The organism is Nitrosospira sp. Nsp13, assembly GCF_900101945.1.
Lineage (GTDB): Bacteria > Pseudomonadota > Gammaproteobacteria > Burkholderiales > Nitrosomonadaceae > Nitrosospira > Nitrosospira multiformis_D.
In genome coordinates, this window is the sequence record NZ_FMVD01000005.1 from 214225 (window position 1) to 226764 (window position 12540).

A 12540-nucleotide genomic window follows, 5' to 3' on the forward strand; every position below is an offset into this window, starting at 1 on the left:
GAAATTGCCTCAAGGAAAGACCGCGGACACCGAAGAGTTCGTTGACGGGAGGAGACGCAGGGTTGACTGAGTATACATACAAATAAGACGGGACAAGCCCGCCTTATTTGCTTCGTATCCTCTCTACGCTCAAACTTCCTGAGCGGGAGTCGCTGTTGTTGCCGGTGCCGCCGGAGGTGTATTGTCTTTCGGCGGCGGAGGCGCAGATTTGGTGGGTTTGGGCGGCCGTGGCGCACGACCTTCCATAATGTCGCCAATCTGATCGGAATCTATGGTTTCCCATTCCAGCAGAGCTTTGGCCATGACTTCGATCTTGTCGCGGTTTTCCTCGATCAGCTTGCGTGCCAAGCCATATTGTCCGTCAATAATGCGACGAATTTCTATGTCCACTTTCTGCATGGTGGCTTCGCTTACGTTCTTGTGCGTCGTAACGGAGCGACCGAGAAAGACTTCTCCCTCGTTCTCTCCATATACCATTGGACCCAGAGAATCAGACATGCCCCATTGCGTGACCATGCGCCGGGCCATCTCGGTGGCACGCTCGAAGTCGTTGGACGCACCCGTCGTCATCTGCCCCATGAACACTTCCTCGGCGATACGTCCCCCAAAAAGCACGGCAATGTTCTGCAGGATCTCCTCGCGATCCATGCTGAAGCGGTCTTCCGTCGGTAATTGCATCGTTACGCCCAGCGCACGTCCGCGAGGAATAATGGAAACTTTATGCACCGGATCGGTTTTAGGCAGCAGTTGTGCCACCACCGCATGGCCAGATTCGTGATAAGCCGTATTGCGCCGTTCGCGCTCCGGCATCACCACAGAACGGCGTTCCGCACCCATGAAAATCTTATCCTTGGCACGCTCGAAATCGTCCATATCAACGAGCCGCTTGCTACTCCGTGCCGCAAACAGTGCTGCCTCGTTCACCAGATTGGCGAGATCGGCACCCGACATCCCGGGCGTGCCACGTGCGATGATCTCCGCATGCACATCGGGCGCAATCGGTACCTTGCGCATATGTACATGCAATATCTGCTCGCGTCCCCGTATATCCGGTAACGGTACCGTTACCTGCCGATCGAAGCGACCGGGGCGCAGTAGTGCCGGATCGAGCACGTCAGGCCGATTGGTGGCCGCAACGACAATCACCCCTACGGCCCCTTCAAAACCATCCATTTCTACAAGCAACTGATTCAGCGTTTGTTCACGCTCATCGTTACCACCTCCCAGGCCTGCACCACGTTGACGGCCAACCGCATCAATCTCATCGATGAAAATAATGCAGGGTGCATGCTTCTTCGCTTGCTCAAACATGTCTCGTACTCTTGCAGCACCCACCCCGACGAACATTTCCACAAAATCGGAGCCGGAAATACTGAAAAACGGAACTTTGGCCTCGCCTGCAATGGCACGCGCCAGAAGCGTTTTACCGGTGCCAGGATTCCCCACCATTAGAACGCCACGGGGAATACGTCCCCCCAGCTTCTGAAATTTGCTGGGATCGCGCAAAAAATCGACCAACTCGGAAACTTCCTCTTTGGCTTCCTCGCAACCCGCTACGTCGGCAAACGTCACTTGATTGGTAGATTCATCAAGCATGCGTGCCTTGCTCTTCCCGAATGAGAACGCGCCACCACCCCGGCCCCCGCCCTGCATCTGACGCATAAAGAAAATCCACACGCCGATCAGTAACAGCATCGGAAACCATGAAACGAAAATATTCATCAGCAGCGACGGCTCTTCTTCCGGTTTGGCGTCGATAATGACGCCGGCCTTAAGCAAGTCACTGACCATCCAAGGATCGGAGGGTGTGTAGGTAGTGAATCGTCTACCATCGGATTTAGTGCCTTTCAGCGTGCGGCCTTCGATGGTCACCTTGGCGATTCTGCCCTGCTTCACTTCCTCGATGAATTGAGAATATTCCATCGGAGCTTGTGCAGTCTGCCGCGTGCTGAACTGGTTGAACACTGTCATCAGCACCAAAGCAATCACTAGCCAGATGGCCATGTTTTTAATGAGATTGTTCAAGATAGCTCCTTGGCTCGCGCCGTCAAAATCCTTGAGTATTTCATTCTAAACCCATTTCAGGTTTTATAACAGCGAATAGCATGGATAAATGCCGCCACTGCCGCCTTGCTTCGGTAAAATATATCTCCTGCGGCGTATCTGGCCTAACTATGAAAATGGTTTAACTCCGCTTACCCAGGCCTAGCAAATAAATTTCACTACTGCGGCCACGAGACGCTTCCGGCTTTCGTGTTACCACCTTGCCGAACCCGGCACGCATCGCGCTTAGGAACTCCTCAAAACCGGAACCCTGAAACACTTTGACGAGAAAATTGCCGCCAGAGTTCAATTGTTCCAGGGAGAACTCCAGCGCGAGCTCGGCTAAATACATGCTGCGCGCCTGATCACTCACTCCTATGCCACTTATATTAGGTGACATATCTGAAATTACAAGATCAGGAGGGTACTTCCCCAATTCTTTTTTCAGTTCCGCCAAAATGGACGCTTCGCCGAAATCGCCCCTGATGAACGTCACTCCCGGCAGCGGCGCCATTTCGAGGAGATCCAGCGCGATTACTTTTCCCTTCCTGCCCAGCTTTTCCGCCGCCACCTGCGACCAGCCACCGGGAGCCGCGCCCAGATCCACCACCGTCATGCCTGGCCCGAGCAAATGATCGCGCCTGGCGATTTCAATCAACTTATACGCGGCACGTGAACGATAACCTTCTTTTTTTGCCTGCTGGACAAAAAAATCATTCACATGCTCTTTCATCCATGCTTTGCTGGTTTTGGCACGCTTCATCGCGTAAAATGCCGGTTTCCGAGAAATCTCATGCTAGCCCTTACACTGGATCATCGACGTGCGCTCCGGGCGCTTGCCCACACCATCCGGCCAATTGTCCGGATAGGCGCGGAAGGTTTGTCGGAAAATGTTATTCATGAGTTGGATCAAGGACTCAAAAGTCACGAACTGATCAAAGTCAGGGTGTTCAGCGATGGACGGGAAATAAGGAACGCGCTGCTCCAGGAAATGTGTCATCGCCTCGAAGCGGCGCCGGTGCAGCACATCGGCAAGATACTGGTAATCTATCGTCCCAAACCCGACGAAATTGCAAAGCCGGCTACCGCTGCATTCCGTAAAAAAAGAGAATCACGCCGAACCAAACGCAGCTTTCAAGCGTGACATGCGGCCGCAACCGATGAGCCCAATTTATTAGGCTTATTAGATATATCTCACACCAAGAATCTCATACTCCCGCACCCCGCCAGGCGCCAGGACCTCAGCTATATCTCCGGCATACTTGCCAATCAGGGCACGCGAAATGGGAGAACTGATGGAGATTTTTCCCTCCTTTATATCGGCTTCATCGTCGCCAACAATCTGGTAAGTCACTACCGTATCATTGGCGATGTCCTGCAAATCGATCGTTGCGCCAAATACACAAGCGCCACTGGCATCCAGCAACGCCGGATCGATGATTTGAGCATTGGAAAGTTTACTTTCCAATTCGGCAATGCGTCCCTCGATAAAACCTTGCCGTTCCTTGGCTGCTTCGTATTCGGCGTTTTCTGAAAGATCCCCGTGGGAACGGGCTTCCGCAATGGCGGCGATGACAGCGGGGCGCTGCACGGTTTTCATTTCTTGCAATTCGGCACGCAGTTTTCCCGCGCCAATCACGGTCAATGGAATTGTACTCATAGCCTATTACCACCTTCCTGTATTATATACGATGCATCGTCCAGACTATTTCGCAAGATTTCGGCATGACGAATCCAGTGCGATTGACAGGCGATTGCTTTTTTCATTAAACCGCACCGGGCGGCACCGCCGCTGCATGCAATTCCTGCAAGCGATAGGCCTGCAATTCTCGTAGGCTCGCCATACCGATGCACGCGGCGCGCGCACCCGCCAGCGTGGTGTAATACGTTACCCTTGCCTGCAATACGGCATGGCGGATCGAATAAGAATCCTGAATCGCACTCCGCTTATCTTCCACCGTGTTGATAATTAAATTCATTTCCCCATTTTTGATCATATCCACGATATGGGGACGCCCTTCCGCCATTTTGTTTACCGGTGTTACCACCAGTCCTGCTTCGATCAGCACCGTTGCGGTACCTCGAGTAGCATAAAGGGTGAATCCAAGTTCCGCAAGATTGCGGGCGATTTCCACCACCCGGGGCTTGTCCGACTGGCGCACGCTGATGAATACCTTGCCAGCGCTGGGTAGTTTGACTCCAGCAGCCAACTGTGACTTGACGAACGCTTCGGCAAAAGTATGTCCCACGCCCATTACCTCGCCCGTCGATTTCATTTCGGGCCCGAGTATGGTGTCCACCCCAGGAAATTTGATAAAAGGGAACACCGCCTCTTTGACTGAATAGTAGGAAGGGATCACCTCTCCGGTGACACCTTGACGGGCAAGCGTCATCCCGGTCATACAGCGGGCGGAAATCTTTGCCAGTTGCAATCCCGTCGCCTTGGACACGAAAGGGACCGTGCGCGATGCCCTGGGATTGACTTCCAGCACGTATACCGTATCACCCTGAATGGCGAATTGCACGTTCATCAATCCCACCACTTTAAGTGCACGCGCCATCGCTGACGTCTGGCGGCGCAACTCATCCTGCAGGACAGTTGAAAGACTGAAGGGTGGCAGCGAACAGGCGGAATCCCCCGAGTGCACACCAGCCTGCTCAATGTGTTCCATGATGCCGCCAATCAGCACGGCCTCTCCGTCACAAATCGCGTCCACATCCACTTCAATGGCATCATTGAGAAAACGATCCAGCAACACTGGTGAATCGTGCGAAACCTTCACCGCCTCGCGCATATAGCGTTCCAGGTACATCTGCTCGTGGATAATTTCCATGGCACGCCCCCCCAGCACATAGCTGGGGCGCACTACCAGCGGATATCCGATTTCATTTGCGGCGGCGAGTGCCGCTTCCGGGTTGCGCGCGGTACGATTTAATGGCTGCTTCAGCCCAAGCTGGTGCAACATCTTCTGAAAACGCTCGCGATCTTCTGCGCAGTCAATCATGTCGGGGCTGGTGCCAATGATGGGCACCCCATTAGCCTCGAGATCGCGCGCGAGTTTCAGCGGGGTCTGTCCGCCATATTGCACAATGACGCCCAGCGGCTTCTCCACCGCGACAATTTCCAGCACGTCCTCCAAGGTCAACGGTTCAAAATATAGCCGGTCGGAGGTATCGTAATCGGTCGAAACGGTTTCGGGGTTGCAGTTGACCATGATGGTCTCAAAACCGTCCTCCCTTAAGGCCAGCGCCGCGTGGACGCAGCAGTAATCGAATTCGATGCCCTGACCGATGCGATTGGGCCCGCCACCCAGCACCATGATTTTTTTTCTGCCGCTGGGCAGCGCCTCGCATTCCTCCTCATAGGTAGAGTACATGTAAGCAGTACGGGTAGCGAACTCGGCGGCACAGGTATCAACCCGCTTGTATACTGGACGCAAATCCAGTTGATGGCGCCTGGCGCGCACTTCGACCTGGGTGGTATTCATCAGCTTCGCCAGACGCTGGTCGGAGAAACCGCTGCGTTTCAGGTCGCGCAGCGCCTGCGGATCAAGCGTATCCAGCGTCTTGCCGGCAAGAGACTGCTCCTGTTTCACCAAATCGTCGATCTGCGCCAAAAACCAGGGATCAATGTGGGTAAGTTTGTGAATTTCATCCAATGCCATGCCGCAACGAAACGCGTCAGCCACATACCAGATTCGCTCGGGGCCGGGATCGCTCAATTCGGTTTCGATAATTTCAATATCGGTTGTTTTCTCATCCAGTCCATTAACGCCGATTTCCAGTCCGCGCAGGGCTTTTTGCAACGATTCCTGGAATGTGCGCCCAATTGCCATGACCTCGCCCACTGACTTCATCTGGGTGGTAAGACGGTCGTTGGCCTGAGGAAATTTCTCAAACGCGAAGCGCGGTATCTTGGTAACGACATAGTCTATTGCCGGCTCGAACGAGGCTGGCATCGCCCCGCCGGTGATGTCATTCCTGAGCTCATCCAGCGTATAGCCTACCGCAAGTTTCGCCGCAACCTTGGCAATGGGAAATCCGGTTGCTTTCGAAGCAAGGGCGGAAGAGCGCGACACGCGCGGATTCATTTCGATAACCAGCATACGGCCATCTTGCGGATTAATCGCAAACTGTACGTTGGAGCCGCCAGTTTCCACACCGATTTCGCGCAGCACCGCGATCGATGCATCACGCATGATCTGGTACTCTTTGTCCGTCAGTGTCTGAGACGGCGCAACAGTGATGGAATCACCCGTATGAACGCCCATTGGATCGAGGTTTTCGATGGTACAAACGATAATGCAGTTATCTTTCTTGTCACGTATCACTTCCATCTCGAATTCTTTCCAGCCGATCACTGATTCCTCAATCAGCAATTCCCTGGTGGGCGAGGCCTCCAATCCACGCTCACAAATGCCGAGAAATTCCTCGCGGTTGTAGGCAATGCCGCCGCCGCTACCGCCCATGGTAAATGACGGACGGATAATGGCGGGGTAACCCACCATCGCTTGTACCTGCAACGCCTCCTCCAGGCTGTGCGCTATGGCGGAACGCGCGGAACCCAACCCGATTCTGCTCATGGCCTGTTTGAATTTTTCACGATCCTCGGCCTTGTCGATCGCCTCACGCGAGGCGCCAATCAATTCGACACCATATTTTTTCAGCACGCCATTCTTTGCCAGGTCGAGTGCGCAATTCAACGCCGTCTGTCCACCCATCGTCGGCAGCAACGCATCAGGACGCTCGGCGGCAATAATTTTTTCCAGCATGGGCCAGATAATAGGCTCGATATACGTCGCATCGGCCATTTCGGGATCGGTCATGATAGTGGCGGGATTTGAATTCACCAGGATGACGCGATAACCTTCCTCGCGCAGCGCCTTGCACGCCTGCGCGCCGGAATAATCGAACTCACACGCCTGGCCGATGATAATAGGCCCCGCACCAATAATGAGGATGGAATTTATGTCGGTACGTTTAGGCATAGCACGGTGAAATGCAAAATGTGAAAGCGGCGCACCCTGCGTACGCTTCATATTCACGTCTCACCTTTTTCCCTCCATCAAACCGATAAATTTGTCGAATAAATAATCCAGATCGTGAGGCCCGGGACTGACTTCGGGATGCCCCTGAAAGCAGAATGCACGCTGGCCGATCAGTTCAAATCCTTGCAGACTGCCATCAAACAACGATACATGCGTAACCCGTGCATGCTTCGGCAGCGTCTCGATGTCTACCGCAAAGCCGTGATTCTGGCTGGAAATCATGACTCTTCCCGTATTCAGGTCCTGCACCGGATGGTTGGCGCCGTGATGGCCAAATTTCATTTTGATGGTTCTGGCGCCACTGGCCAGTCCCAGCAATTGATGTCCCATGCAAACGCCAAAAATCGGCACCTCCTTTTCAAGCAATTTCCTGGTGGCGGCGATGGCGTAATCACAGGGCTCGGGATCACCGGGCCCATTGGAAAGAAACACTCCATCGGGTTGCAATGCCAGAATTTCATCCGCCGATGTCTGCGCGGGAAGTACCGTAACCTTGCAACCGCGCTGCGCCAGCTTGCGAAGTATGTTGCGCTTGATTCCAAAATCGAGTGCGGCAACATGAAAGCGCGAGTTTTTCTGAACTTGATAGCCGCACCCCAGTTCCCATTCACCTTCGTTCCATTCATAAGGCTGATCACAACTCACCACCTTGGCGAGATCCATTCCGACCAGCCCGGGAAATTCTCTGGCATGCTCCAGCGCTTCAGCTTCATTGAAATTGCCCGTCATGAGACAACCGGCTTGCGCGCCCTTTTCCCGCAAGATGCGCGTAAGCTTGCGGGTATCAATATCCGCTATCGCCACTACGCCTTGTTGCTTGAGATATTCCGGCAAAGTCCGGGTTTGCCGCCAATTGCTGGAGAGCAAAGGCAGATCACGGATCACCAGACCGGCGGCATATACCCGCTCAATCCTGCCGGATTCAACGTCGTCGGGATTCGTACCCGTATTACCGATATGCGGATAAGTCAGTGTGACGATCTGCCTGCAATAAGATGGATCAGTCAGAATCTCCTGATAACCGGTCATAGCGGTGTTGAACACCACTTCGCCCGTGCTGATGCCTTCCACGCCGATGGATATGCCGCGAAAAATGGTGCCGTCGGCGAGCGCGAGAACGGCATGCGGGCGTTGTGACACGGGTAGCTCCTGGAATACTGACAAGGCGTGGAAAACGGGACAGGCTATCGCCTGTCCCGTTTCTCTGAACTTGAAATTATACGCCCAAAAGGCGCATCCTTCAACGAAATGCGGCAGTGCGATCAACCGGAAAACATTAGACAGTTTTATCTGCCAGCCGGGTTAACCGAAGCTACCCGCGCAACCCGAGCACGTCCTGCATATCAAACAAGCCACTTTGCTTGTCCACAAGAAAACGGGCGGCACGCAATGCCCCTTCGGCGAAGGTCGCACGACTACCCGCTTTATGTGAAATTTCGATGCGCTCGCCGGTCCCTGCAAACAGCACCGTATGGTCGCCTACAATATCCCCTCCGCGCACGGTGGCAAAGCCGATGGTGGCGGGCGCTCGCTCACCCGTATTGCCTTCGCGTCCATAAACAGCGACTTCCGGAAGATTTCTGCCAAGCGCCTGTGCCACTACCTCACCCATGTGCAGCGCGGTGCCGGAAGGTGCATCGATCTTGTGGCGATGGTGCGCCTCTATGATTTCGATGTCATAGCCTTCATTCAACACTTTGGCTGCCACTTCCAGCAGCTTGAACGTCACGTTCACACCCACGCTCATATTGGGCGCAAATACGATGGAGATGTCTTTTGATGCCGCTTTGAGATCTTCCTTTTGTTGTGTCGAAAAACCCGTGGTACCGATAACCATTTTCACGCCCAGCGTGCGGCATACCGCAAGATGCGCGAGGGTTCCTTCAGGACGAGTGAAATCAATCAGTACATCGCTCCCGGGAAGTGCGGCGGAAACATCATCGGTAATGGTAATGTTGCATGGCGCGCCAATCAGCTCTCCGGCGTCCTTCTTGAGATAAGGGCTCCCCTCCCGCTCAAGAGCAGCGGATAACCGCATGTCCGGCGTCCGCGCAACCGCTTCCAGCAGAGCACGCCCCATGCGGCCCGAACTTCCGGTAATGGCAATATTCAATGTCGTCATCTATATTCTGAAGTTTCTGTGAATCATCGTGCCGAGCTTGACGAATGAGCGAAAATGAGCGGCCAGCCATTGAACTTGGATGAGCCAGGTTAACCTCTACTCTTTCGGCTGATCCGCTTCTCTACTTCCCCTGTCTCCCGCTTGTGATGGCGTTTGCCTGGAAACTACCGGCTTCGGTTCCGATAAAACTGGAGCCTTGCTCACCATCGAAGAATCGCTGGATGCCGGAACACTGCTTGGAGCCGGAATACCGCCTGGCGAAATAGCACTCAAAGCGGGACCATTGCCTTCGTTAGCGATGGGTTTGATCACCTCATCTACCGGCTGAGGCAGGATCGCGGCCTGCGAAGGAGGTGCCTGCCTTAAGCTGGACATCTCCGGCTCCCGTAGCGCAGTGGCATCAACCGGGGCTGGAGTGCCGCTTTCCACGTTAGCCATGGATCTGGTTGGATCAACTGGTTGAGGTGGAGCAAAAGCGAGTGTGGGTGCAAAGCTGCCACCCACACGCACTACTTTATCATCCTCGAAAAACACCGTCAGTTGCCGTTGCTCAACCAGATTACCCTTTTGCTCAAGGCGATAAACGTAGTCCCACCGGTTGTCGTGAAAAACATCACTAATCATTGGCGAACCCAGCGCGAAGCGTATTTGCGATCGGGTCATGCCAGGTTTTAGTTTATCCACCATTTCCTGGGTAATAACATTCCCCTGCTGAATCTCGATTTTGTAGACCAGAGATGGAACAGACGAACATCCAGCGAGCAGTTGCAAAACAAGCAACGTGAGTATTTTCGCGCGCATCGCGGCAGCGTATGTTTCCAAAGCAGACTTAACGTTATATGATACAGCAAATCACTTACAGGATGGATATAGCCATGAGCAAGCCGAATGATCTTAAAACCATGGGCCTGAAGGCCACGCTGCCGCGGCTTAGAATACTGGGGCTATTCGAAAACAGTCCAGTACGGCACCTATCGGCGGAAGATATTTACAGAACACTTATCGGTGAAGGTGAGGATATCGGTCTTGCCACAGTCTATCGGGTGCTGACACAGTTCGAGCAGGCGGGTTTGCTTGAACGCCACCATTTTGAGAGTGGCAAGGCGGTGTTTGAACTTGCCAGCAGCAGTCACCACGACCATCTGGTATGCCTGCAATGCGGTCGCGTAGAAGAATTCTATGATGCGGAAATTGAGAAGCGTCAAGTTAGAATTGCCAAGGATCGTGGCTTCACCATACACGAGCACTCGCTGGCACTTTACGCGGATTGCACCAAGCCGGCATGCCCGCATCGGAAAACATAAGAAAAACGGAATAAAAAGAAGCGAGGTTGATTCCACTACCCTCACTCATCGCGGAAATCTATTCGATTAACCTGCACGACCCGCTCCATTGCGTCCGTGCGTGAACATCAATGCCGCTCGATCCGCTGTCAAGGGGTTGACCAACGATGAGCTAACCGTTACTGTTCAGTGTTTTATTTATCATTTTGCCGGCACCCAACATTAGGATCCAAGAAAGCATGAGCACGGAATTAACGGGCGCTGAAATTACAGTGCGTTGTTTGCAAAAAGAAGGGGTGGATTATATATTTGGCTATCCCGGCGGAGCCGTGCTGTATATTTACGACGAGTTGTTCAAGCAGGATAAGGTCAAGCACGTCCTGGTGCGTCATGAGCAAGCGGCCGTGCACGCGGCGGACGGCTACGCCCGCTCCAGCAACAAAATAGGCGTGGCATTGGTAACATCCGGTCCTGGCGTGACTAATGCGGTTACCGGAATCGCCACCGCCTATATGGATTCGATCCCGCTGGTCATCATCAGCGGACAGGTGCCTACTCACGCCATTGGGCTGGATGCATTCCAGGAAGTCGATACCGTGGGCATCACGCGTCCCTGCGTCAAACATAACTTTCTCGTGAAAGACATCAACGAACTCGCCACTACGATCAAGAAAGCGTTCTACATCGCTTCAACCGGCCGCCCTGGTCCGGTACTGGTGGACATACCGAAAGACGTGAGCCAGCAGAAGACCGGATTTACCTACCCGGAAACGGTCAGCATGCGCTCCTACAATCCCGTCACCAAGGGGCATTCCGGGCAGATCAAAAAAGCGGTACAACTCATATTGGGGGCCAAGCGGCCGATGATTTACACGGGTGGCGGGGTCATTTTGAGCGATGCCGCCACACGGTTGACTGATCTGGTACGCATGCTGGGTTTTCCCTGCACCAATACATTGATGGGACTGGGCGGATATCCCGCCACCGACAAACAGTTTGTCGGGATGCTGGGAATGCATGGTACCTACGAAGCCAACATGGCCATGCAGCATTGCGACGTGCTAGTGGCCGTTGGCGCCCGTTTCGACGACCGCGTGATCGGCAACCCGAAGCATTTCTACAACGAAGACCGTAAGATCATACACATAGATATTGACCCATCGTCCATTTCCAAGCGCGTGAAGGTGGATGTTCCCATTGTCGGCAGTATTTCCGACGTATTGGATGAACTCATAAAATTACTTAAGGCTGGTAAAGAGAAGCTTGATCAATCCGCTCTTGACGCATGGTGGACGCAGATTGATTTGTGGCGTGCGCGCGATTGTCTCAAGTATGATCGTGCAAGCACCATCATCAAGCCGCAGATGGTGATTGAAAAACTCTATAAAGTGACCAAGGGAAACGCTTTCATTACCTCGGATGTCGGCCAGCACCAGATGTGGGCGGCGCAGTTTTATAAATTCGATTTACCGCGCCGATGGATCAATTCCGGCGGCTTGGGAACCATGGGCTTTGGTCTTCCGGCAGCAATGGGGGTGCAGTTCGCCAACCCTAAGGGTGCGGTAGCCTGCGTGACTGGCGAAGCCAGTATCCAGATGTGTATACAGGAGCTGTCCACCTGCAAGCAATATAACCTTCCCCTCAAGATCGTTAATTTGAATAATCGCTACATGGGAATGGTGCGTCAGTGGCAGGAGTTCTTCCATGGTAACCGTTATGCTGAATCTTATATGGATGCACTGCCGAATTTTGTCAAACTGGCCGAGAGCTATGGTCATGTCGGCATGAAAATCGAACAGCCCGGCGATGTCGAAGGTGCGTTAAAGGAAGCGTTTAAACTCAAGGACCGATTGGTATTCATGGATTTCATTACCGACCAGACCGAGAATGTCTTCCCGATGGTACCTGGCGGCAAAGGCCTCTCTGAAATGATTCTGGTATAAATCTACCTTTGGCAGCTGATCGCTCATTTTTCAACTTTAGCAAATGATCCACAATAACTTTTTACATCACTTTACTTCCACTTTTTTGGTGGGTTCGCTAC

At 53.3% G+C, this 12540-nt stretch carries 10 protein-coding genes; 3 read left to right on the forward strand and 7 right to left on the reverse strand.

Features of this window, described 5'->3' with window-relative positions:
- Positions 1–129: 129 nt before the first annotated feature.
- Positions 130–2025, reverse strand: coding sequence for an ATP-dependent zinc metalloprotease FtsH (gene ftsH / locus BLO43_RS08400; RefSeq protein ID WP_074631037.1), 1896 nt, complete (start codon positions 2023–2025; stop codon positions 130–132).
- 160 nt (positions 2026–2185) lie between these two features.
- Positions 2186–2806 (reverse strand): RlmE family RNA methyltransferase, encoded by a 621-nt coding sequence (locus BLO43_RS08405; protein WP_074631036.1) that lies wholly within the window; start codon positions 2804–2806, stop codon positions 2186–2188.
- 30 nt (positions 2807–2836) lie between these two features.
- On the opposite strand from BLO43_RS08405, the gene yhbY reads away from it, so the two are divergent.
- Positions 2837–3187, forward strand: a complete 351-nt coding sequence (gene yhbY / locus BLO43_RS08410; protein ID WP_090906677.1) for a ribosome assembly RNA-binding protein YhbY — start codon at positions 2837–2839, stop codon at positions 3185–3187.
- A gap of 39 nt (positions 3188–3226) precedes the next feature.
- On the opposite strand, the gene greA is transcribed toward yhbY, so the two are convergent.
- The 5 genes from greA to bamE form a co-directional block, all read right to left on the reverse strand.
- Positions 3227–3703 carry a transcription elongation factor GreA gene (gene greA / locus BLO43_RS08415; RefSeq protein ID WP_074631034.1) on the reverse strand — a complete coding sequence of 159 codons (477 nt, stop codon included), beginning with the start codon at positions 3701–3703 and terminating at the stop codon, positions 3227–3229.
- 106 nt (positions 3704–3809) lie between these two features.
- Positions 3810–7031 (reverse strand): carbamoyl-phosphate synthase large subunit, encoded by a 3222-nt coding sequence (gene carB / locus BLO43_RS08420; protein WP_090906728.1) that lies wholly within the window; start codon positions 7029–7031, stop codon positions 3810–3812.
- A gap of 60 nt (positions 7032–7091) precedes the next feature.
- Entirely contained in the window at positions 7092–8231 is a 1140-nt protein-coding gene (carA, locus tag BLO43_RS08425; RefSeq protein WP_175443899.1) for a glutamine-hydrolyzing carbamoyl-phosphate synthase small subunit, read from the reverse strand.
- A gap of 172 nt (positions 8232–8403) precedes the next feature.
- On the reverse strand, positions 8404–9213 hold the full coding sequence (gene dapB, locus BLO43_RS08430) for a 4-hydroxy-tetrahydrodipicolinate reductase (RefSeq protein WP_090906678.1): 810 nt from the start codon (positions 9211–9213) through the stop codon (positions 8404–8406).
- A gap of 96 nt (positions 9214–9309) precedes the next feature.
- Positions 9310–10014, reverse strand: coding sequence for an outer membrane protein assembly factor BamE (bamE, locus tag BLO43_RS08435; RefSeq protein WP_090906679.1), 705 nt, complete (start codon positions 10012–10014; stop codon positions 9310–9312).
- Between the two features lie 74 nt (positions 10015–10088).
- Here bamE and fur point away from each other — a divergent pair, with 74 nt between their 5' ends.
- Both fur and BLO43_RS08445 read left to right on the forward strand, forming a co-directional pair.
- Positions 10089–10517 (forward strand): ferric iron uptake transcriptional regulator, encoded by a 429-nt coding sequence (gene fur / locus BLO43_RS08440; protein ID WP_074631030.1) that lies wholly within the window; start codon positions 10089–10091, stop codon positions 10515–10517.
- 218 nt (positions 10518–10735) lie between these two features.
- The gene (locus tag BLO43_RS08445; protein ID WP_090906680.1) at positions 10736–12439 is read left to right on the forward strand and encodes an acetolactate synthase 3 catalytic subunit; all 1704 of its coding nucleotides are present in this window, start codon (positions 10736–10738) and stop codon (positions 12437–12439) included.
- Positions 12440–12540 lie beyond the last annotated feature (101 nt).

Bases quoted from the DNA above. Each gene is read 5' to 3' on its own strand.
- dapB (WP_090906678.1), bottom strand. From the start codon at position 9,213: ATGACGACATTGAATATTGCCATTACCGGAAGTTCGGGCCGCATGGGG.
- carB (WP_090906728.1), bottom strand. From the start codon at position 7,031: ATGCCTAAACGTACCGACATAAATTCCATCCTCATTATTGGTGCGGGG.
- bamE (WP_090906679.1), bottom strand. From the start codon at position 10,014: ATGCGCGCGAAAATACTCACGTTGCTTGTTTTGCAACTGCTCGCTGGA.
- greA (WP_074631034.1), bottom strand. From the start codon at position 3,703: ATGAGTACAATTCCATTGACCGTGATTGGCGCGGGAAAACTGCGTGCC.
- BLO43_RS08405 (WP_074631036.1), bottom strand. From the start codon at position 2,806: ATGAAGCGTGCCAAAACCAGCAAAGCATGGATGAAAGAGCATGTGAAT.
- fur (WP_074631030.1), top strand. From the start codon at position 10,089: ATGAGCAAGCCGAATGATCTTAAAACCATGGGCCTGAAGGCCACGCTG.
- BLO43_RS08445 (WP_090906680.1), top strand. From the start codon at position 10,736: ATGAGCACGGAATTAACGGGCGCTGAAATTACAGTGCGTTGTTTGCAA.
- yhbY (WP_090906677.1), top strand. From the start codon at position 2,837: ATGCTAGCCCTTACACTGGATCATCGACGTGCGCTCCGGGCGCTTGCC.